Below are 21,178 nucleotides of genomic sequence, written 5' to 3' on the forward strand. Positions count from 1 at the left end.
AACGTCCTCGCACGTGAACTAGGCTCGACGCGATTGAGCCGAAACGCCCGAACCGGAGTCCCGGCGGGCACGCGTGTGCGGTGGGACGGGAGTGTGGCCCGTGACGGATCAGGCGGTGGACAAAGGCGGCGTACGACGGTCGGCGCCCGCGGCCACGGGCGACAGATTCCTGGGCCGGACAAGGGAGTTGAAAGAACTGCGCGCCGACATCGAGCGCGCGGGACTGGACACCATCGCCGGCCGCAAGGCCCCCCGCGCCCGGGTCCTGCTGATCGCGGGCAGGCCCGGATCCGGACGTACCGCCCTCGCCGAGGAACTCGTCCGGCGGGTCGCCGCCGACTACCCCGACGGGGTGCTGCGCGCCCGCCTCGCCGAGCCCGACGGCACCCCGGTCCCCGTCGAGCGCACCGCCCGCGACCTCCTCACCGCGCTGCGGCTGCCCACCCCGGCCGGGGCCGCCGCCGACGACCTCACCCACGCCCTGCGCACCGCCCTCGAAGGCCGCCGGATGCTGCTCCTGCTGGACGACGCGCCGGGCGCCGAAGAGGTCGACGTACTGCTCCCGGACACCCCGGACTGCCTGGCCGTCGCCGTCTCCGCCGGCCCGCTCACCGGGATCTCGGACGTCCGCCCGTGCACCCTGGGCGGCCTGGACACCAAGTCGGCCGTCGAACTCCTCGCCCGCTTCACCGGCTCGGTCCGCATCACCGTCGACCCACGCTCCGCCGAGACGCTGGCCGAGGTCTGCCAGGGCCAGCCCGCCGCGCTCACCCTGGCCGGCGGCTGGCTCGCCGCGCGCCCCCAGGTCGCCGTCTCCGACCTCGCCAAGCGCCTGCACGCCGACCCCGAGGACGGCACCGCCCTGGCCCGCGTCCTCCGGTTCGTCCACGACGACCTGCCCGGCCAGGCCGCCCGGATACTGCGACTCCTCTGTCTGGCCCCGGCCGGCCTCGTCGACCCGCACACCGCCTCCTCCCTCGCCGGCTGCTCGGTCGACACCGCCCGCACCACCCTGGACGAGCTGGCCCGGCACGGGCTGCTGCACGTCGTGGACTCCCCGCTGCCCCAGTACGAGGTCCCGGGCTGTCTGCACCCGATGCTGCGGGCGCTGTCCGAGTCCCAGGAGCGGTCCGGGGAGCTCCAGCTGGCCCGCGCCCGGATGCTGGAGCGCACGGTACGGCTGCTGCAGTCCTGCCGGGCGATCACCGAGACGGACAACCCGCAGGCCCGTGAGCGGCTCCAGGCGCTCCCTCGCGAGCTGCGCTTCCCCAGCCCCCGGGCCGCCGCCGACTGGCTGCGCATCCGCCGTCCGGCCCTGCTGGCCGCCGCCCGCGCGGCGGTCGCCGACGGCGAGCTCGACACGCTGGCCCGCCGGCTGATGTCCCAGCTGGTCAAGGCCATGGCGGCGCACTTGGGCACCCAGGCCGCCGCGCCCGACCTGTACGGCGTCCACCGGCTCGTCCTCGATGTCGCCGTGCGCCGGCGCCTGCCCCGGGAGCAGGCCGCCGCCCTGCTGAACCTGGGCGACCTGGACGCCCAGACCGGGCGTACGGCGGATGCGCTGGTGCGCTATCGGTCCGCTTTGGACGCCGGACGCAGAGCAAATGACCCGTACGCGACCGGCCGCGCAATGGAATCCGTAGGTGGTGCCTACCAGGAGCTGGGGGACTACGAACGGGCCGCCGACTGGTTCGGCCGGGCCCTCGCCGAACGGCTGGCCCGCGGCGAGCGGGCCGAGGCCGCCCGGCTCTACGGCCGGATCGCCGGCGCGCACACCTACGCGGGCCGTTACGGGGAGGCGCTCAGGGCCTGGCGGGCGGCCGTTTCCGGCCATCGCAAGAACGGTGATGTGGCCGCGCAGGCACGGGCGTTGAGCGAACTGGCGCGCGTTCAGGAGTACGCCGGACGGCCCGAGGAATCGCTGGCGACCTGCCAGGAGGCGGTGGAGTGGGCGCGCCGCGCCGAGGACGCCCGGCTCCAGGCCGCGCTGCAGCTGCGGCTCGCCGACACGCTGGAGCGGCTGGGCGACTCCACCGCCGCGAGCCTGCACCGCTCGGCCGCCGAGCGCATGCTGGGTGAGGAGCCGCTGGTGCCCTCCGCCCCCGACTCCGACCCGGAACACGGAGCTAACGCCTGCGAAATCCGTAGCGCTTCCGGCGAAGATTGATGCAATGAAAGGCTAGACAGTCAGAACACCTTCATTAAACTGGCTCTGCCGCCGGTTCTCCTGCGGTGTCTCCTGGTGTACCCCGTATGCCGGGTATGTGCAGCTGTGCCCCCACACCCTCTGAGCCAAGGACCGTGATCGACGTGAAGGTCGGCATCCCCCGCGAGGTCAAGAACAACGAGTTCCGGGTGGCCATCACCCCGGCCGGCGTGCACGAGCTGGTGCGTCACGGCCACCAGGTCGTCATCGAGCGCGGTGCCGGTGTCGGCTCGTCGATCCCGGACGGCGAGTACGTCTCCGCCGGTGCCACGATCCTGGACACCGCCGACGAGGTGTGGGCCACCGCCGACCTGCTGCTGAAGGTCAAGGAGCCCATCGCGGAGGAGTACCACCGCCTCCGCAAGGACCAGACCCTCTTCACCTACCTGCACCTGGCCGCCTCCAAGGAGTGCACCGACGCCCTCCTGGAGTCCGGCACCACGGCGATCGCCTACGAGACCGTCGAGCTCCCGAACCGCGCCCTGCCGCTGCTCGCGCCCATGTCCGAGGTCGCGGGCCGGCTCGCCCCGCAGGTCGGCGCCTACCACCTGATGCGCGCCAACGGCGGCCGCGGTGTGCTGCCCGGCGGTGTCCCGGGCGTGCTGGCCGCCAAGGCCGTCGTCATCGGCGGTGGTGTCTCCGGCTGGAACGCCGCGCAGATCGCCATCGGCATGGGCTTCCACGTGACCCTGCTCGACAAGGACATCAACAAGCTCAAGGAGGCCGACAAGGTCTTCGGCACCAAGATCCAGACCGTCGTCTCCAACTCCTTCGAGCTGGAGAAGGCCTGCCTGGAGGCCGACCTCGTGATCGGCGCGGTGCTGATCCCCGGTGCCAAGGCCCCGAAGCTCGTCACCAACGAGCTGGTCTCCCGCATGAAGCAGGGAAGTGTCCTTGTCGACATCGCGATCGACCAGGGCGGCTGCTTCGAGGACTCCCGCCCCACCACGCACGCCGAGCCGACCTTCAAGGTCCACGAGTCGGTCTTCTACTGCGTCGCCAACATGCCCGGCGCGGTGCCCAACACCTCCACCTACGCGCTCACCAACGCCACGCTGCCGTACATCGTGTCGCTCGCGAACAACGGCTGGGCGGAGGCCCTGCGCCGCGACGCCGCGCTCGCCAAGGGCCTCAACACCCATGACGGCAAGGTCGTTTACAAGGAGGTCGCCGAGGCGCACGGCCTGGAGCACGTGGACCTCGACACACTGATCGGCTGACCCGGCGCCCACGGGGCGGTGGCTAAGTCACCTTTTCGTAAAGGCGATACGTCAACAAGCCGCGTCAATCACGAACACACGGCCGGACCTTGCCCGACAAGGTCCGGCCGGATGTGTGTATGGTCACTTTGCGACTCTCGGTCAACTCGCCTCGAACGTAACCCTTCAACCGATTCGTACACCCGTGAAACCAGCTGTGCGACGGCCGTACGCCCTTGACAGCGAGATGTTTCATTGCCGACACATCGTGCCGGGTCCGGCGGATTGTGTTGCTGCGAACGCCCGACACGCCATAGAGTCGCCAGCTGTCGGCATGGTGCCACGCTGACCTGTCTAGAAGTTTCCTGGTCACCAAGGAGGTAAGACGACTTGTGAATGAGTCGACATTTTCTCCCGGGGGTGGTCAACCAGGAATGCCGGTACGGGACCAGGGTCCCGCGGGGTTCGAGGCTGTCGGCTCCGTCGCGGTGCGCACCTTCACAGCAGCCCGGACTCCGCTGACCACGCGAACAGCACACCAGAGCATGGATGGCCATCACGTGAACGCCATGGCCGGCGACGGAAGTGGCGCGCCCCACAACCACTTCGCCGACTACGACGAACTGCCCGACGGGCACTTCTACGACCCCGATGCCGAGTACGAGCCCGATCCGGAGTACGCGGCCACGCTCGCGCCCGACGCGGCCCGCCAGCGCCGCGAGCGCGTCGGTCCGACCGGGCGCCCGCTGCCGTACTTCCCGATCCCGGGCCCGGTGACCAGTCACGGCCCCGCGACGATCATCGCGATGTGCAACCAGAAGGGCGGCGTCGGCAAGACCACGTCGACCATCAACCTGGGTGCCGCGCTCGCGGAGTACGGCCGGCGGGTGCTGCTCGTGGACTTCGACCCGCAGGGCGCGCTGTCGGTCGGTCTCGGCGTCAACCCGATGGAGCTCGACCTCACCGTCTACAACCTGCTCATGGAGCGGGGCATGGCGGCCGACGAGGTCCTCCTGAAGACCGCGGTCCCCAACATGGACCTGCTGCCCTCCAACATCGACCTGTCGGCCGCCGAGGTCCAGCTGGTCTCCGAGGTCGCCCGCGAGTCGACGCTGCAGCGTGCCCTCAAGCCGCTGCTGCCCGACTACGACTACATCGTGATCGACTGTCAGCCCTCGCTCGGCCTGCTCACGGTCAACGCGCTGACGGCCGCTCACAAGGTGATCGTGCCGCTGGAGTGCGAGTTCTTCGCGCTGCGTGGTGTGGCCCTGCTGACCGAGACCATCGAGAAGGTCCAGGAGCGGCTCAACCCGGAGCTGGAGCTCGACGGCATCCTCGCCACCATGTACGACTCGCGCACGGTCCACAGCCGTGAGGTGCTGGCCCGTGTGGTCGAGGCGTTCGACGACCACGTCTACCACACGGTCATCGGCCGCACGGTCCGCTTCCCGGAGACCACGGTCGCCGGTGAGCCGATCACCACGTACGCCTCGAACTCCGTCGGTGCCGCCGCCTACCGCCAGCTCGCCAGGGAGGTGCTCGCCCGGTGTCACGCCGAGTGAGTCTGCCCGGGGCCGACGAACTGTTCCGTACGACAGGGGGGATGGCGCTCCAGCCGTCCACGCCCAGGCGCCCGGTCAACGGCGAGGTCCGGGTGCCGGCTCCCGCGGGGGAGAGCGACGAGACGGCGGCCGCGGCCGCCGAGGACGTGCCCCAGTCGGTGCCCGTGCAGGGCGGCGACGGCGAGGGTGCGGAGCACGTTGCGGCGGAGGCCGGTCCGGGCGACGCCGGGGAGTCCCGCAACCACGCCGCGCAGTCCGTCACGGTCGCGCCGTCGGCGGAGCGGGCCGCGCGGCAGCAGGCGGCGGCGCAGGAAGGTTCTGCCGGATCCGCCGCGCAGGGCCAGCCCCGCAAGCAGCGGGGCGGCGGCCGGGCGCCCGCCCGGCGGCCCAGCGGGCGCGAGCGGCACGACGAGAAGATCACCGTGTACGTCTCCGCCGAGGAGCTGATGGACCTGGAGCACGCCCGTCTCGTGCTCCGCGGCGAGCACGGGCTGGCCGTCGACCGGGGCCGGATCGTCCGCGAGGCGGTCGCCGTGGTCCTGGCGGACCTGGAGTCCCGCGGAGACGCGAGCATCCTCGTACGACGGCTGCGCGGGCGGTAGGGGTAGCCTTCGGGGGCTATGACCTCGACCGACGCTCCCTTTTCCGGCTCCTCCGGCGGCCGTCGGCGTGCGCTGGGGCGGGGGCCGGGAGCAGCGCCACCAGCGGTTCCCACCGAGCCGGAGCCGGAGCCGGTGCCCGAGGCCGCCGTAGTCGTACCGGAGCCGGAGCCGGAACCCACACCGGCACCAGAACCCACACCGGCACCCGAACCCGAGGCCGAGCCCGTCCCCGACGGTGTCTTCAAGGTCCGGCTCGCCAACTTCGAGGGCCCCTTCGACCTCCTCCTCCAGCTGATCTCCAAGCACAAGCTGGACGTCACCGAGGTCGCCCTCTCCAAGGTCACCGACGAGTTCATGGCGCACATCCGGGCCATGGGGCCGGACTGGGACCTGGACCAGACGACCGAGTTCCTCGTCGTCGCCGCCACCCTGCTCGACCTCAAGGCCGCCCGGCTGCTGCCCTCCGCCGAGGTCGAGGACGAGGCCGACCTGGCGCTCCTCGAAGCCCGGGACCTCCTCTTCGCGCGGCTCCTGCAGTACCGCGCGTACAAGCAGATCGCCGACATCTTCAACCGGCGCCTGGACGACGAGGCCCGCCGCTGGCCCCGTACCGTCGGCCTCGAACCGCACCTGGCCGAGCTGCTGCCCGAGGTCGTCATCAGCATCGGGCCGGAAGGATTCGCCAGGCTCGCGGTCAAGGCGATGCAGCCCAGGCCCAAGCCGCAGGTGTACGTCGACCACATCCACGCCCCGCTGGTCAGCGTGCAGGAGCAGGCCGGGATCGTGGTGGCGCGGCTGCGGGAGCTGGGCGAGGCCAGCTTCCGGGTGCTCGTGGAGGACACCGACAACACGCTCACCGTCGTCGCCCGCTTCCTCGCCCTGCTCGAGCTGTACCGCGAGAAGGCCGTCGCCCTCGATCAGGAGACGGCGCTCGGCGACCTGATCGTGCGCTGGACCGGCGGAGGCGAGGAGACGCGGCTGATGGTCACCGACGAATTCGACCGGCCGCCCGAGCCGCCCAAGGAGGACAAGGCGTGAGCGAGGACACCACCGAGCTGCCGGCCGGCCTGCGCCCGGTCGCCGAGCTCGACCTCAAGCCGGCCCTGGAGGCCGTCCTGATGGTCGTCGACGAGCCCGCCACCGCCGAGCACCTGTCGAAGATCCTGGAGCGGCCGAAGCAGACGATCACCAAGGCGCTGCGGGCCCTCGCCGACGAGTACACGGCGCAGGGCCGCGGCTTCGAGCTGCGCTTCGTCGCGGGCGGCTGGCGTTTCTACACCCGCGGCGAGTTCGCGCCCGCCGTCGAGCGGCTGGTCCTGGAGGGCCAGACCGCCCGGCTCACCCAGGCCGCCCTGGAGACCCTCGCGGTCGTCGCGTACCGCCAGCCGGTGAGCCGCAGCCGGGTCTCGGCCGTACGCGGAGTCAACTGCGACGGTGTGATGCGCACCCTGCTCCAGCGCGGTCTGGTCGAGGAGGCGGGCGCGGAACCCGAAACAGGTGCGATCCTGTACAGGACGACGAACTACTTCCTGGAGCGGATGGGCCTGCGCGGCCTGGACGAACTCCCGGAGCTCGCGCCCTTCCTCCCGGAGGCCGAGGCGATCGAGGCCGAGACCCAGGAGGGCGTGCCGTCGTTCGATCCGGACGCACCCGATGCGCCGGATTCCGAGGACGCAGACGACTAGACGGAAATTTTGATGCGAAGCAGCAGCGGCAGGAACAGCAGCGGAAACAACGGCGGGAGCCGTGGTGGCAACAGCGGCGGCCGCGGCGGGAGCAGCGGTGGGCGCGGCAACTACCGCGGCGCCGGCAACTCCCGCGACGACAAGCAGGGCGCCGGCCGGCCCAAGAAGCCGCGCCCGGAGGAGCGGCGCTACGACGTGGGCCCGAACGCCACCCAGGACGGCCCGAAGTCGGGCCGTGGCGCCTCGGCGCGCGGCGGCGCCAAGGGCGGCCCCCGGCAGGGCCAGGGCACCGGGCGCGGCCGGACGGCTCCGGCGAGCTCCCGTGAGTACGACGCCCGCGCGGAGGAGCGCAACCGGGAGCGGTACGCCGGCAAGCCGGACGTGAAGCTCCCCAAGACCTTCCCGGGCGCCGAGCAGGAGGGCGAGCGGCTGCAGAAGGTGCTCGCCCGCGCGGGCTACGGCTCCCGGCGCGCCTGCGAGGAGCTGATCGAGCAGGCTCGCGTCGAGGTCAACGGCGAGATCGTCCTGGAGCAGGGCAAGCGGGTCGACCCGGACAAGGACGAGGTCCGCGTCGACGGGCTGACCGTCGCCACGCAGTCGTACCAGTTCTTCTCGCTGAACAAACCGGCCGGCGTGGTCTCCACCATGGAGGACCCGGACGGGCGGCAGTGCCTCGGCGACTACGTCACCAACCGGGAGACCCGGCTCTTCCACGTGGGGCGCCTGGACACCGAGACCGAGGGCGTCATCCTGCTCACCAACCACGGCGAGCTGGCGCACCGGCTGACCCACCCCAAGTACGGCGTGAAGAAGACCTACCTCGCGCACATCGTGGGCCCGATCCCGCGCGACCTGGGCAAGAAGCTCAAGGACGGCATCCAGCTGGAGGACGGGTACGCGCGCGCCGACCACTTCCGGGTCGTCGAGCAGACCGGCAAGAACTACCTGGTCGAGGTCACCCTGCACGAGGGCCGCAAGCACATCGTGCGGCGGATGCTGGCCGAGGCCGGGTTCCCGGTCGACAAGCTGGTCCGGGTCGCCTTCGGTCCGATCACCCTCGGCGACCAGAAGTCGGGCTGGCTGCGCCGCCTGTCCAACACCGAGGTCGGGATGCTCATGAAGGAAGTCGACCTCTAGGCCTCCGTAAACCCCGCGAAGGGGCTCGTACGGCTCTCTGGCGGCCGGTCCCGGACACTCCGGGACCGGCCGCCGCCGTTTCCGGGAAAGGCGCTCCAGCGGCCACTGGCGGCCTGCGGCAGGGCTTGCGCGGTGACCTGCGAGGTCTTTATAGTCGTAGAGACTATTAGTCGGATCGACCATTAAGCGACCGGCGCGAACGACCAGTAAGGAGGTGGACGGACGTATGCAGGGCTACGACAAGTACGCCTACGAACCCTTCGCCGTCACCGTCGACCTCGCCGTCCTCACCGTCCGCGCCGGCACCCTGCACGTGCTGCTCGTCGAGCGCGGACAGGAGCCGTACCTCGGCCACTGGGCGCTGCCCGGCGGCTTCGTGCTGCCCAAGGAGTCGGCCGAGACGGCGGCCCGGCGTGAACTCGCCGAGGAAACAGGCCTGTCGAACCTGCCGGGCCTGGAGGGGCTGCACCTGGAGCAGTTGCGCACCTACAGCGAGCCGGAGCGCGACCCGAGGATGCGGGTGGTCTCCGTCGCCTTCACCGCGCTGCTGCCCGACCCGCCCGAGCCGCACGGCGGCGGCGACGCGGCACAGGCGCGCTGGCTGCCGTACGACGCGGCCGGACCGCTCGCTTTCGACCACGACCGGATCCTGGCCGACGCGCACGAACGCGTGGGCGCGCGGCTGGAGTACAGCTGCCTGGCCACCGCCTTCTGCCCGCCCGAGTTCACGCTCGGCGAGCTGCAGAACGTCTACGAGACCGTCTGGGGCGTCGAGTTGGACCGTCCCAACTTCCGGCGCAAGGTGCTCGCCACGCCCGGCTTCGTCGAACCCGTCCCCGGTGCCGCCCGGCTGACCGGCGGCCGGGGCAAACCGGCCGCCCTCTACCGCGCGGGCACCGCCACCGCCCTCCACCCGCCCCTGCTCCGCCCGTCCCGGGAAGGACGTCCCGCATGACCACGACCATCGTCCACAAACGCGCCGCCACCGGCGCCCTGATCGGTCTCGCCCTCGGGGACGCGTTCGGCTTCCCGACCGAGTTCAACGACGTGCCGTCGATCCTCGCCAAGTGCGGGCCGTGGCAGGAGATGGAGCTGCCCGCGCGTGCCGTCGTCTCCGACGACACGCAGATGACGATCGCGGTCGGGCGCGCGCTGCGCACCGCCATGGACCGGGGCGTGCTCGCGCCCGAGCGGCTGGAGCGGCCGCTGCGCGAGGAGTTCGTGGACTGGTACCGGTCGCCCGAGAACAATCGGGCGCCCGGCAACACCTGCCTGCGGGCCTGCGACCTCCTTGAGGACGAGAGGCGACTCTGGCAGGACGCCAGCCAGATCGACTCCAAGGGGTGCGGGGCCAACATGCGGGTCGCGCCCGTCGGGCTCGCCCCGGGGCTGAGCGACGAACAGCGGGCCGGCGCCGCCCAGTTGCAGTCCGCCCTCACCCACGGCCACCCCACCGCCCTGGCCGCCTCCGACCTCACCGCGCGGGCCGTACGGCTGCTCGCGCAGGGGGTCGGACCGGCCGAACTGGTCGGGCGGTTGCGGTCGTACGCGCGCGACAACCGCAACCGCTACCACCGCGCCTGGCTCGGCGACCTGTGGACCCGCAGTCAGGACCCGAACCCGGAGCACTTCGTCGCGCGCGGCTGGGACGAGTGCCTGGCGATCCTCGACCGTCTGGAAGGGGCCGTGCGCACCGCCTCGCCGGAGGCCGACCCCTGCCTGGCCACCGGTGCCGGCTGGATCGCCGAGGAGGCCCTCGCCACCGGTCTGCTCTGCTTCCTGCTCTTCCCCGACGAGCCGCTGCTCGCCCTGCGCCGGGCCGCCTGCTCCTCCGGCGACTCGGACTCGATCGCCTGTCTGACCGGGGCGTTCGCGGGTGCCTGGCTGGGCGAGGACGCCTGGCCGACCGAGTGGGCCGACCGGATCGAGTACCGGGGGGACCTGATGACCCTGGGCGCGCTCTGGGACGCCTAGGGGTCGCCTAGGGGCTGTCCGGGTGGGGCTGCCGGCAGGCCGAGGCGCGGCGGACCCGGAGCAGGAAGTCGGCCACGCGCGCGTGGTCCGGCTCCGCCGGGAGCGGGCTGCCGGGCAGGGCCCGCTCCGTCTCCTCGGCGAGCCGGGCCATCCGGGACTCGACCTCCGCCCAGGAGACCTCGCCCCGCTTCACGGCCGCGCGCCGGTCGCCGACGCCGATCGTCAGCTCGCCCGTGCGCAGCAGGTCGCGGGCGCTGGTCAGGAGCCGCAGCAGATGCATCGCGTGCTTCCAGCGCGGGGCGCCGTGCGTACGGACGTCGGCGTCGATCTTGCGCCGCTGGCCGAGGGCGTACCGGGTGAAGCTGTCGTGGGCCCGCCGGGAGAGGAAGGCGCCGCGTAGCGCGAGCAGCTCGCGGCCGGTGTCGTCGACGTGCTCGACCAGGGGTGAGTGCAGGCACTCCAGGATGTTCGGGTTGGCCCGCAGCGCCAGCTCGCAGAACCGTTCCAGCTCCCAGGAGAACCGTTCCTCGCCTGGCCCCTCCACATGCGTCGGGGGCTTCTCGAAGCGCCAGAACAGGGGAGTGGGGGCGAGGAACACGCCCCGGCGGTCGGTGTCGCTGCCCTCCGTGGCCAGACCGAAGGCGCGCGACCCCATGACACAGGCATAGATCGTGTGGTCGCGTACCAGGTCCTCGGGCTGCATGCCGGGGAGCGTACGCGGCCGGTCACGCCAGGGTGATCGAATTTCCGCTGACGGTGATCGACTTGGCCGGCAGCGGCCGGGGCGCCGGACCGTGGGCCACCGAGCCGTCGGCGATCTTGTACTTGCTGCCGTGGCAGGGGCAGTCGATGGTGCCGTCCGCCACCCGGTTCACCGTGCAGCCCTGGTGGGTGCAGATCGCCGAGAAGGCCTTGAACTCACCCTTCGTCGGCTGCGTCACCACGACCTTCTGGTCCTTGAAGACCACGCCGCCGCCCTCCGGGATCTCGCTCGTCTGCGCCAGCGCCTGCCCGGCGGCGGCACCGGTCGTCGACTCGGAGGAGCTGGAGGAACCGCTGTTGTCGTTGTAGTTGCTGCATCCCGCGCATCCCACGGCGAGCGCCGCAGCGCCCGTCGCTAGAACCGTGCGCCGAGTGGAGCCGTCGGTCATGTCGTCACTCCGAACGTGCGGAAGAACCAGAACGCGGACGTCAGCCAGATGAGCGTGAGCGCGGCGAACACCAGTCCACCGACGATCGGCAGCAGCCAGCCAGGGAGTCGCTCCGAGCGGAGCAGCAGCATCTTGGCACTGAAAACGCCGAAGAAGAAGCAACCCAGGATGGAGTGCCACAAAACGCGCGTTTCATACGTCTGATAGCCCAACGCGTACAGGCAGTGCACCGCCACCGGCACGGCGACCAGGAACGCGATCCGCCCCGACCAGCGGTGCACCGCGGACGCCCAGCGCGGCCCCGGCAGCCTGCCGTACATCATCAGGGCCGAGACCAGCTGGACGAGGGCGAAGAAGAACGCCGTCGAGGCGAGCCAGGACTTCACCGCGCCGGTGCTGCTGAAGCCCGCCAGGTTGAACGCGGTGCCGGTCGGGTGGTGGATCCTGCCGTACACGCCGAGGCCGACCGCGACGGCGGCGGCCACCAGGGCCGGGAGCAGACAGCGGGCCGGGTGCGGACGGCGGTGGTCCGGCTCGGGCGACGGCCAGCTCTGGGTGGCGGCGTTCGGGTCGACGGTCATGGTCGGCTCCCTCGGGTCACGGCCGGGATCGGGGACGAGCTGGGTGTCGGGGGACGACGGGGCGTCAGGGCACGCCTGGGTGTCGGGGCGCGACGGGGTGTCAGGGGGCGACCGGGTTCGCCGTCAGCCGCTGGCCGTCGACCGTCACGGCGCCGGTCTCCGGGTCGATGCCGGGCGCCGCCGAGGGCGTGCCGTCGCGGTCGACGACGCCGACCTGGCTGCCGTCGGCGAGCACGATCCAGCCGCCGTCGATCCGCGCGCCGCGCACGGTCGCCGTGGCCCGGTACAGCGCGGTGCCCTTGACGGCCTTCCGGGCGGTGAAGGCGTAGTGGCCGCCGTCGAACTCGACGGCGCCACGGATGCGCTTGTTCTCCTGCAGCGTGCCGTTCAGCACGGCGCCGTCGCCGCCGGTCAGCCGCATGCTGCCGTCGGACTTCACCGGGCCCTTCAGCCACGCTTCCTTGCTGTGCCCGTCGCAGAAGTAGGCGATCGCTCTGCCGGCGCGGATCGAGACGGCGACGGAGGACGAGTCGTCGTCGGTGCGGCCGGAGTAGGAGGAGTCGGGGATCTTCGAGGGCGAGGGTGACGGCGAGGCCCTCGGTGCCGCGGTGGTGCTCGTCGGTGTCGGGCTCGGCGACTTCTCCTGGTACGACGACGAGGCCGTCCTCGTCCCCGTCGTCGCGTTGAGCGTCAGCATGAACAGGCCGAGCAGCAGACCCGCGAGAAGGGTGAGCACAGGTCCGGGACGTTTCATGGCGGGCCTCCCCCCGAGGCGGGTGTGCCTGCCATCAGAGCGGACCGACGGGTCCGGCGTAAAGAGGCGCACAGGGGCTTTTCACCCCAAGTAGCGGAATGAGGTAATTCAAGTGACATTGGGGCTATGGCAGGCAACGATCTCGAAAGCATGCTCGGCAGCCTCCTGGGCGGCGAGGGCAAGGGCGCCGGACTGCTGACCGCGCTGATCGCCGCGATGAGCCACGGCCAGGGCGGCGACTCGCTCGGCGGACTGCTGGAGACCCTCGCGAGGTCCGGTCTGACCGCCCAGAAGGACTCCTGGGTCGGCACCGGCGCCAACCAGCCCGTCACCGGTGACCAGCTCCAGCAGGCTCTGCCCGACGACACCCTCCAGCAGGTCGCCGAGGAGGCCGGGACGACCCCGGAGCAGGCCGCCGACCAGCTCGCCCGGGTGCTGCCCGACGCCGTCGACCGGCTCACCCCCGAGGGCGAGGTGCCGAAGGCCTCGATCGAGGACCTGATCCGGCAGCCGTCCCAGTGAGAGTGCGTCTCAGCGGGCGGGCACGGTGCCGGTACGCGGCGCGGTCTGACTAGGCTGGACGGACGCAGGAGCCGACATCAGAACAGGAGCAGTGCCGTGGCGGTACGAGCGGTCCGGGGGGCCGTCCAGCTGGAGCGGGACGAGGCCGGTCACATGGACGAGCAGGTCGGAGCGCTGCTCACCGCCCTTCTGGAGCGGAACGGACTGACCGCCGACGACCTGATCAGCATCTGGTTCACGGCCACCCCCGACCTGCACAGCGACTTCCCGGCGGCCGCCGCACGCAAGCTCGGCATCGTCGACGTCCCGCTGATCTGCGCCCAGGAACTCGACATCGAGGGCGCGATGCCCCGGGTCGTACGGATACTGGCGCACATCGAGTCCGACCGGTCCCGCGCCGACATCAGCCATGTCTACCTCGGCGCCGCTGCCGCCCTGCGCAAGGACATCGCCCAGTGAGGACCGCCCTCGTCATCGGTACCGGTCTCATCGGTACGTCCGCCGCGCTCGCCCTCTCCCAGCGGGGCGTCGTCGTCCACCTCGCCGACCACGACCCGGAGCAGGCCCGTACGGCCGCCGCGCTCGGCGCCGGCACCGACCAGGCCCCGGAGGGCCCCGTCGACCTGGCCCTGGTCGCCGCCCCGCCCGCCCACGTGGCCGCCGTCCTCGCGGACGCGATGGACCGGGGCCTGGCGCGCGGCTACGCCGACGTCGCCAGCGTCAAGGGCGGCCCGCGCCGCGAGCTGGAGGCGCGCGGCCTGGACCTGTCGACCTACATCGGCACGCACCCCATGGCCGGCCGGGAGAAGTCCGGCCCGCTGGCCGCCACCGCCGACCTCTTCGAGGGCCGTCCCTGGGTCCTCACCCCGACCCGGGACACCGACACCGAGGTGCTGAACCTCGCCCTGGAGCTGGTCTCGCACTGCCGGGCCGTCCCGGTGGTGATGGACGCCGACGCCCACGACCGCGCGGTGGCCCTGGTCTCCCACATGCCCCACCTGGTCTCCAGCATGGTCGCCGCCCGTCTGGAGCACGCCGAGGAGGCCGCCGTACGACTGTGCGGGCAGGGCATCCGGGACGTCACCCGGATCGCCGCCTCCGACCCCCGGATGTGGATCGACATCCTCTCCGCGAACCCCGGGCCGGTCGCCGACCTGCTCGCGGACGTCTCCGCCGACCTGGACGAGACGGTCAGCGCGCTGCGCGCCCTGCAGTCCTCCGACGGGGAGAAGCGGCGCGAGGGCGGGGCCGGCATCGAGGACATGCTGCGGCGCGGCAACGCCGGCCAGGTGCGGGTCCCCGGCAAGCACGGGTCGGCGCCGCGGGCGTACGAGGTCGTGGCGGTGCTCATCGACGACCAGCCCGGCCAGCTGGCCCGGATCTTCGCGGACGCCGGCGCGGCCGGGGTCAACATCGAGGACGTGCGCATCGAGCACGCCACCGGGCAGCAGGCCGGTCTCGTCCAGCTGTGGGTGGAGCCGAAGGCCGTGCCGGTGCTCACGTCGGCCCTGCGGGACCGGGGCTGGGCGCTGCGGCAATAGCGCTGAATCGGGCGGTCCCGGGGGCCGGTAACCTTGTGCGGGGCGCGTCGGCGTCCCGCACACCACTCCCACCCTGCACCCGGAAGGTGTCCCCCCGTGGAAAACGGCGCTGCCCAGCCCGTGATTGTCGCCATCGACGGCCCCGCCGGCACCGGCAAGTCGAGCACGTCGAAGGCCGTCGCCGCGCAGCTCGGCCTGAGCTACCTGGACACCGGCGCCCAGTACCGGGCGATGACCTGGTGGATGGTGACCAACGGGATCGACGTCGCCGACCCGTCCGAGATCGCTGCCGCGGCCGGCAAGCCCGAGATCGTCTCCGGCACCGACCCGGCGAACCCGACGATCACGGTCGACGGCACCGACGTGGCCGGCCCGATCCGCACCCAGGAGGTCTCCGGCGCGGTCAGCGCGGTCAGCGCGGTGCCGGAGGTGCGGGCGCGGATCACCGAGCTGCAGCGCTCGCTGGCCGCCTCGGCCGGGGTCGGGATCGTCGTCGAGGGCCGGGACATCGGTACGACCGTGCTGCCCGACGCCGACCTCAAGATCTTCCTCACCGCCTCGCCGGAGGCCCGCGCGGCCCGGCGCAGCGGCGAGCTCAAGGGCGTCGACGTCAACGCCACCCGCGAGGCCCTGATCAAGCGGGACGCGGCCGACTCGACCCGCAAGACCTCGCCGCTCGCCAAGGCGGACGACGCGGTCGAGGTGGACACCACCGAGCTCACCCTCGCCCAGGTCGTCGAGTGTGTCGTCACCCTCGTCGAGGAGAAGCGGGCCGGGAAGTGAGCCTCCCGTCGCGGCGGGGCGCCGAGACCGGACGGCGGATCGGCGTCGGCCTGATGTACGGGCTGTGGAAGCCGCGCGTGCTGGGTTCCTGGAAGGTGCCCGCGCACGGCCCGGCGATCCTCGCCGTGAACCACTCCCACAACATCGACGGCCCGATGGTCATGGGCGTGTCGCCCCGGCCGACGCACTTCCTGATCAAGAAGGAGGCGTTCGTCGGGCCGCTCGACCCGTTCCTGACCCGGATCGGCCAGCTGAAGGTGGACCGCCAGTCCGCCGACCGCACGGCGATCACCCGGGCGCTCGGCGTCCTGGAGGCCGGGGGAGTGCTCGGCATCTTCCCCGAGGGCAGCCGCGGCGACGGCGACTTCGCCGCCCTCCGGGCCGGCCTCGCCTACTTCGCGGTGCGCTCCGGCGCCCCGATCGTCCCGGTGGCCGTCCTGGGAAGCTCCGAGCGGCAGGGACGGTTGATGAAGGGGCTGCCTCCGCTGCGCTCCCGCGTCGACGTCGTCTTCGGCGACCCCTTCGAGGCGGGCGACGGCAGCGGCCGGCGCACCCGCAAGGCCCTGGACGAAGCCACCGAACGCATCCAGAAGCAGCTCAGCGGCCACCTGGAAAACGCCAGGCGTCTGACCGGACGCTAGGCGACACTAAGTAGTGGATCAGCCCGATATACGGCTGATCCACCGATCACCACGATGAACGACGAGGTACGGACTTCATGAACGACCACAGCCAGCCCGGCGACTCGGCTGAGCACGAGTACGACCACGGGGCGCTCGGCGACGCCGAGTACGCGGAGTTCATGGAGCTCGCCGCGGAAGAGGGCTTCGACATCGAGGACGTCGAGGGCGCCATCGAGGCGGCGGGCCACGGTCCGCTGCCCGTGCTCGCCGTCGTCGGCCGCCCGAACGTCGGCAAGTCGACCCTGGTCAACCGCATCATCGGCCGCCGTGAGGCCGTCGTCGAGGACAAGCCCGGTGTCACCCGCGACCGCGTGACCTACGAGGCCGAGTGGGCGGGCCGCCGCTTCAAGGTCGTCGACACCGGCGGCTGGGAGCAGGACGTCCTCGGCATCGACGCCTCCGTGGCCGCCCAGGCCGAGTACGCGATCGAGGCGGCCGACGCGGTCGTCTTCGTCGTCGACGCCAAGGTCGGCGCGACCGACACCGACGAGGCGGTCGTACGACTGCTGCGCAAGGCCGGCAAGCCCGTCGTGCTGGCCGCCAACAAGGTGGACGGCCCCAGCGGCGAGGCCGACGCCTCCTACCTGTGGTCCCTCGGCCTCGGCGAGCCGCACCCGGTCTCCGCCCTGCACGGCCGCGGCACCGGCGACATGCTGGACGCCGTCCTGGAGGCGCTCCCCGAGGCCCCCGAGCAGACCTTCGGCGGCACCGGCGTCGGCGGCCCCCGCCGGATCGCCCTCATCGGCCGCCCCAACGTCGGCAAGTCCTCCCTCCTCAACAAGGTGGCGAACGAGGAGCGCGTCGTCGTCAACGAGCTCGCCGGCACCACCCGCGACCCGGTCGACGAGCTGATCGAACTCGGCGGCGTCACCTGGAAGTTCGTCGACACCGCCGGTATCCGCAAGCGCGTCCACCTCCAGCAGGGCGCCGACTACTACGCCTCGCTGCGTACCGCCGCCGCCGTGGAGAAGGCCGAGGTGGCGGTCATCCTGATCGACGCCTCCGAGTCCATCTCGGTCCAGGACCAGCGGATCGTGTCGATGGCCGTCGACGCCGGGCGCGCGATGGTCATCGCCTACAACAAGTGGGACACCCTCGACGAGGAGCGCCGCTACTACCTGGAGCGGGAGATCGAGACCGAGTTCGGCCAGGTCGCCTGGGCGCCCCGGGTGAACGTCTCCGCGCGCACCGGCCGGCACATGGAGAAGCTGGTCCCCGCCATCGAGACCGCCCTCGCCGGCTGGGAGACCCGGGTGCCCACCGGCCGCCTCAACGCCTTCCTCGGCGAGCTGGTCTCGGCCCACCCGCACCCGGTCCGTGGCGGCAAGCAGCCCCGCATCCTGTTCGGCACGCAGGCCGGCACCAAGCCGCCGCGGTTCGTCCTCTTCGCCTCCGGCTTCATCGAGGCCGGCTACCGCCGCTTCATCGAGCGCCGGCTGCGCGAGGAGTTCGGCTTCGAGGGCACCCCGATCCACATCTCCGTGCGGGTCCGCGAGAAGCGCGGCGCGAAGAAGAAGTAGGGACATGCGTGAGGGGCGGCCACCGGTCACGGTGGCCGCCCCTCACGCATGTGTCACAGACCCCGGCGCGGTCCCGGCGGAAGCGCCGCCGGGACGGCGGTCATCCCGGCGTCCTGGGACCGGCCGAGCGTCCCGATCCGCTGCCACTGCGGCGGCTGTGGCTGGTCCCCGCCGTGCCGGGCACTGAAGGCGCCCGCGCTGTACGCGCCGTACGCGGTCCCTCCGTACGACCCCAGGCCGTGGATGCCCGTGCTGAACGGGGTGTTCCCGAAGGCGACGAACCCCAGCTCCTCCTCACCGCTGCGGTCCCCCGGCAGCGTACGGAAGCTCTTGACCCACTCCGCGTAGAGCGAGTCGTAGATCGGCGTGGCCGAGAGCCCGCTGGTGGCCTCCTGGGCCACCCGTGCGGACGGAACGGTGGAGAAGGACGGCCGGCGGGGCGGAAGGTCGTATGCGTGCACGTATGTCCAAACGACCGGGTTGGTGAAGAGATGCGGTTCGGTGACGCCCCTTTAGGGGCGCGGGGAACTGCGCGACCAGCCACAAACCACCCGCAGCCGCCGACTCAGAGCACCTCGCTACCCCTTGGGCGACTCTCAAACCCCCGCAAGAGGCAACGCCGCCGCCACCAGCTTCCCGTTCGCCGCCGCCTTGTTCAGCGCGTCCCGCAGCAGGTCCTCCCGCGGCTGCCGCCCGATCGACCCCACCGGCGCCGCGAACATCAGCACCTGCTGGTGCTTGTTGGCGGCCGCCCGCCACCCGTCGGTCACCTGCAGCGGCTGGTGCGCCTGCCACCAGGCGATCGGCTGCCCGCCGTTCGCCCCCGGCTGCAGCACCGCGTGCAGCTGACCCACCGCCAGCAGCACCGACCACCCGTGCAGCACCGGCGGCACCGCGGTCAGCTCCGTCAGCGGCATGAAGCCCTGCTCGATGAGGAGCGGCAGGAAGTCGTCGCCGACCCCGTCCGTGCCGGGCCGGACGATCGGCGAGGTCGGCTCGACGACGAGTGCGGGGTGCAATTCCCCGGCGATCAGGACGAGTCCGCTGGTCACCCCGAGCACCGCCTGCTCGGGCACGGACTTCTGCGGCCCGCCGCCGGGCGCGCTGTCGCCGTTGATGGAGCGGACCGCGCCCTGCAGCTGCTCCTCGGTGACCTGGACGACCTGCGAGGGCAGGCAGGTGGCGTGGGCGAAGGCGAGGACGGCGGTCTCGTCGCCGATGAACAGGACGGTGCTGGTGCGCTCCTGTTCGGAGTCGCCCGGGGTGCGGCAGGACGTGCAGTCGTAGCTGCCAGGGGCGTTGTCTCCGGCGAGCAGCCGGTCGGCTTCTTCGTCGCCGATCTCGGCGCGTACCTCGTTGCTGACGTCGAGCATGCGCGGCACGGTGGCTCCCTCGGGATGCGGTACGTGAAGGCCCGGGTGGCTCCCGGTCCGTGAGCCCCCGGGGTCGCGGGCTCATGAAGAAGACAACGGGTGATCTGTGGTGGGGGTCACGCCTCGGGGGGATCGGGATCGAACCATCCACTGCACAGGGTCACTCCCCGTGCGGAATCCGGCACTCCCCGTCAACTCTTCGCAAGCCAAAGGAGTTTGACGCGGTGAAGTGAATCACAGATCCATCGAACCCATGGTCGACAAATCATGAAATCGGGGAATGTAGTGGGTGGCTGGAAATCGCCGCTACCAACGGTAACGCCGAACTGGCCTGGCCGGACGGGGAGTTGGTTGATTTCGGACGTTCCCGGTCCCTAGATTCCTCCGCCGTGTGCAACGAGCACCGCTCGGGTACGTCCGCCGGCCGAACCAGGCAGAGCACCACCGCAGTACCAGGCCGCGGCGGACGGGGCGAGCGCGAAGAACCGCGTCCATCGCGCGGGGACCGCGACCGCCTGGGGGAGCCCGGGTACGTGGAGAGGGAAATACATGTCCGAGTGTGCCGATACCACCCGTGAGACCGCTGCGAAGAACGGCTCCCGCAAGGGCCGTACGACGGCCGCCCTGGCCGGAGCGGCGCTGCTCGCCCCGCTGGGCCTGCTGGCAGCCACCGGCAACGCCGCGGCGGCGGACAACGGAGTGTGGGACCGCATCGCCCAGTGCGAGAGCGGCGGCAACTGGCACATCAACACCGGCAACGGCTACTACGGCGGACTCCAGTTCTCCGCCTCCACCTGGCGCGCGTACGGCGGTACCGCCTACGCGTCGACGGCCGACCAGGCCTCCAGGGAAGCGCAGATCGCCGTCGCCACCAAGGTTCAGCACGCCCAGGGCTGGGGCGCTTGGCCGGTCTGCTCCGCGCGGGCCGGAGCGACCGGCTCGGCGCCCGAGAGCGCCTCGGTGACCACGAAGAGCAGCACGGAGTCGGCGACGAAGTCGACGACCACCAGGAAGTCGACCCCTGCGGCGAAGACGCCGCAGCGCTCGACCCCGCGCACCGGCGGCGCCTCGGCCAAGGGCGACTACACCGTCCGCGAGGGCGACACCCTGAGCGGGATCGCCGAGCGGCACGGCACCAGCTGGCAGCGCCTCTACGCCGCCAACAAGGCCGTCATCGGCGACGACCCGAACCTGATCGTGCCCGGGCAGCGCCTCGCGCTCTGACGCGCGCCCCTGCCCCGCACCAGCCCGCCCCGCCCGGTCCGACCGGGTGGGGTCCGGCGCGTTTTGGGGGCATGTACATGCTCCGTATCGGAACCGAGTGCCCCGATGCGACGGCGATTCACCCGGGCCCGTACGGGGGTTCTGTGTCCGAGTGGTGAAACTCTTATGCGGTGTCAGCTTGTGCGCGGGTCCGCGGATTCGGAATGGAATCGGGCCGCATGAGCCCCCTGATCCATACTTCCGGTTCTTTCCGGGGGGCTTTTCGGAAGACCCTACCGGCATCAGGGAATTGCGCTCGAATGCGCCAGGAAGGCGTACGGAACCGCTCGTACGTGTGACGGAGTTCGACCGAAACACGTGTCGTGATTCTGTGACAGAAGCGTGACCGGAGACGGATGCGGGACTTCACCGACCGTCGCGACTTCCGTCCCTGCCGGAAGCCGCCTAGCGTGGCCGCATGGCACCGAATCCCGCTCCGCCGACGGAGCCCCAGGACAGCCCTCAAGGGTACGTAGGCCTCCACTCGGGCGACGCGGAACGGCTCGCCCGGGAGCGGGGGTGGTCGACGGTCCGCTCGCTGCCGCCGGGGGCGATCATCACCATGGAGTACCGGGTGGGGCGGCTCAACTTCGAGGTGCGGGACGGCGTGGTGGCGCGCGCCTGGAAGGGCTGAGCGCGCCC

The 21,178-nt window shown here is 71.7% G+C and carries 23 protein-coding genes; 17 read left to right on the top strand and 6 right to left on the bottom strand.

The genetic code is table 11. The annotated features are described in order from the left end of the window. Nucleotides 1-100 precede the first annotated feature (100 nt). From ACFZDK_RS33325 to ACFZDK_RS33365, 9 genes are all read left to right on the top strand, one after another. Entirely contained in the window at nucleotides 101-2,167 is a 2,067-nt protein-coding gene (locus tag ACFZDK_RS33325) for a tetratricopeptide repeat protein (RefSeq protein WP_390977631.1), read from the top strand. A 143-nt stretch (nucleotides 2,168-2,310) separates the two neighbouring features. Further along, nucleotides 2,311-3,426 (top strand): alanine dehydrogenase, encoded by a 1,116-nt coding sequence (ald, locus tag ACFZDK_RS33330; protein ID WP_390978065.1) that lies wholly within the window; start codon nucleotides 2,311-2,313, stop codon nucleotides 3,424-3,426. A gap of 413 nt (nucleotides 3,427-3,839) precedes the next feature. Continuing rightward, nucleotides 3,840-4,967, top strand: coding sequence for an AAA family ATPase (locus tag ACFZDK_RS33335; protein WP_390977632.1), 1,128 nt, complete (start codon nucleotides 3,840-3,842; stop codon nucleotides 4,965-4,967). After that, entirely contained in the window at nucleotides 4,952-5,569 is a 618-nt protein-coding gene (locus ACFZDK_RS33340; RefSeq protein WP_390977633.1) for a hypothetical protein, read from the top strand. The genes ACFZDK_RS33335 and ACFZDK_RS33340 overlap by 16 nt, the downstream gene beginning before the upstream one ends. Before the next feature lie 18 nt (nucleotides 5,570-5,587). After that, entirely contained in the window at nucleotides 5,588-6,607 is a 1,020-nt protein-coding gene (locus ACFZDK_RS33345; protein ID WP_390977634.1) for a segregation/condensation protein A, read from the top strand. Further along, nucleotides 6,604-7,254 (top strand): SMC-Scp complex subunit ScpB, encoded by a 651-nt coding sequence (gene scpB, locus ACFZDK_RS33350; protein ID WP_390977635.1) that lies wholly within the window; start codon nucleotides 6,604-6,606, stop codon nucleotides 7,252-7,254. Before ACFZDK_RS33345 ends, scpB begins: the two co-directional genes overlap by 4 nt. A 12-nt stretch (nucleotides 7,255-7,266) precedes the next feature. Then, complete coding sequence (locus ACFZDK_RS33355; protein WP_390977636.1) at nucleotides 7,267-8,391, top strand: pseudouridine synthase; 1,125 nt, start codon at nucleotides 7,267-7,269, stop codon at nucleotides 8,389-8,391. A gap of 226 nt (nucleotides 8,392-8,617) precedes the next feature. Beyond that, a complete protein-coding gene (locus ACFZDK_RS33360; protein WP_390978067.1) occupies nucleotides 8,618-9,346 on the top strand; it encodes an NUDIX domain-containing protein in 729 nt (242 codons plus the stop codon). Further along, entirely contained in the window at nucleotides 9,343-10,365 is a 1,023-nt protein-coding gene (locus ACFZDK_RS33365) for an ADP-ribosylglycohydrolase family protein (RefSeq protein ID WP_390977637.1), read from the top strand. The genes ACFZDK_RS33360 and ACFZDK_RS33365 overlap by 4 nt, the downstream gene beginning before the upstream one ends. Nucleotides 10,366-10,372: 7 nt before the next feature. On the opposite strand, the gene ACFZDK_RS33370 is transcribed toward ACFZDK_RS33365, so the two are convergent. From ACFZDK_RS33370 to ACFZDK_RS33385, 4 genes are all read right to left on the bottom strand, one after another. Next, nucleotides 10,373-11,068, bottom strand: a complete 696-nt coding sequence (locus tag ACFZDK_RS33370) for a DNA polymerase beta superfamily protein (protein WP_390977638.1) — start codon at nucleotides 11,066-11,068, stop codon at nucleotides 10,373-10,375. 22 nt (nucleotides 11,069-11,090) lie between these two features. After that, nucleotides 11,091-11,516 (bottom strand): Rieske 2Fe-2S domain-containing protein, encoded by a 426-nt coding sequence (locus tag ACFZDK_RS33375; protein WP_390977639.1) that lies wholly within the window; start codon nucleotides 11,514-11,516, stop codon nucleotides 11,091-11,093. Then, nucleotides 11,513-12,097, bottom strand: a complete 585-nt coding sequence (locus ACFZDK_RS33380; RefSeq protein WP_390977640.1) for a DUF6529 family protein — start codon at nucleotides 12,095-12,097, stop codon at nucleotides 11,513-11,515. Before ACFZDK_RS33380 ends, ACFZDK_RS33375 begins: the two co-directional genes overlap by 4 nt. Before the next feature lie 100 nt (nucleotides 12,098-12,197). Then, entirely contained in the window at nucleotides 12,198-12,851 is a 654-nt protein-coding gene (locus ACFZDK_RS33385; protein WP_390977641.1) for a hypothetical protein, read from the bottom strand. A 126-nt stretch (nucleotides 12,852-12,977) separates the two neighbouring features. Between ACFZDK_RS33385 and ACFZDK_RS33390 the strand changes: the two genes are divergently transcribed. From ACFZDK_RS33390 to der, 6 genes are all read left to right on the top strand, one after another. Next, complete coding sequence (locus ACFZDK_RS33390; protein WP_390977642.1) at nucleotides 12,978-13,373, top strand: YidB family protein; 396 nt, start codon at nucleotides 12,978-12,980, stop codon at nucleotides 13,371-13,373. A gap of 96 nt (nucleotides 13,374-13,469) precedes the next feature. Continuing rightward, nucleotides 13,470-13,832, top strand: a complete 363-nt coding sequence (aroH, locus tag ACFZDK_RS33395; RefSeq protein ID WP_390977643.1) for a chorismate mutase — start codon at nucleotides 13,470-13,472, stop codon at nucleotides 13,830-13,832. Beyond that, nucleotides 13,829-14,914 carry a prephenate dehydrogenase gene (locus ACFZDK_RS33400; RefSeq protein WP_390977644.1) on the top strand — a complete coding sequence of 362 codons (1,086 nt, stop codon included), beginning with the start codon at nucleotides 13,829-13,831 and terminating at the stop codon, nucleotides 14,912-14,914. The genes aroH and ACFZDK_RS33400 overlap by 4 nt, the downstream gene beginning before the upstream one ends. A 96-nt stretch (nucleotides 14,915-15,010) precedes the next feature. Then, nucleotides 15,011-15,697 (top strand): (d)CMP kinase, encoded by a 687-nt coding sequence (gene cmk / locus ACFZDK_RS33405; protein ID WP_390977645.1) that lies wholly within the window; start codon nucleotides 15,011-15,013, stop codon nucleotides 15,695-15,697. Between the two features lie 53 nt (nucleotides 15,698-15,750). Then, the gene (locus tag ACFZDK_RS33410) at nucleotides 15,751-16,338 is read left to right on the top strand and encodes a 1-acyl-sn-glycerol-3-phosphate acyltransferase (protein ID WP_390978070.1); all 588 of its coding nucleotides are present in this window, start codon (nucleotides 15,751-15,753) and stop codon (nucleotides 16,336-16,338) included. Between the two features lie 77 nt (nucleotides 16,339-16,415). Next, nucleotides 16,416-17,900, top strand: a complete 1,485-nt coding sequence (gene der, locus ACFZDK_RS33415) for a ribosome biogenesis GTPase Der (protein WP_390977647.1) — start codon at nucleotides 16,416-16,418, stop codon at nucleotides 17,898-17,900. 53 nt (nucleotides 17,901-17,953) lie between these two features. Here the strand turns inward: der and ACFZDK_RS33420 are convergent, their stop codons facing one another. After that, nucleotides 17,954-18,361 (bottom strand): hypothetical protein, encoded by a 408-nt coding sequence (locus ACFZDK_RS33420; RefSeq protein ID WP_390977648.1) that lies wholly within the window; start codon nucleotides 18,359-18,361, stop codon nucleotides 17,954-17,956. A gap of 135 nt (nucleotides 18,362-18,496) precedes the next feature. Further along, nucleotides 18,497-19,282: a hypothetical protein gene (locus tag ACFZDK_RS33425; RefSeq protein WP_390977649.1), complete on the bottom strand. Its 786-nt coding sequence runs from the start codon at nucleotides 19,280-19,282 to the stop codon at nucleotides 18,497-18,499. 540 nt (nucleotides 19,283-19,822) lie between these two features. Here ACFZDK_RS33425 and ACFZDK_RS33430 point away from each other — a divergent pair. Next, nucleotides 19,823-20,497, top strand: a complete 675-nt coding sequence (locus tag ACFZDK_RS33430) for a transglycosylase family protein (protein ID WP_390977650.1) — start codon at nucleotides 19,823-19,825, stop codon at nucleotides 20,495-20,497. Between the two features lie 457 nt (nucleotides 20,498-20,954). Beyond that, a complete protein-coding gene (locus ACFZDK_RS33435) occupies nucleotides 20,955-21,170 on the top strand; it encodes an I78 family peptidase inhibitor (RefSeq protein ID WP_355723849.1) in 216 nt (71 codons plus the stop codon). Nucleotides 21,171-21,178: the final 8 nt, after the last annotated feature.

It is taken from the genome of Streptomyces sp. NPDC007901, from assembly GCF_042959465.1.
Lineage (GTDB): Bacteria > Actinomycetota > Actinomycetes > Streptomycetales > Streptomycetaceae > Streptomyces.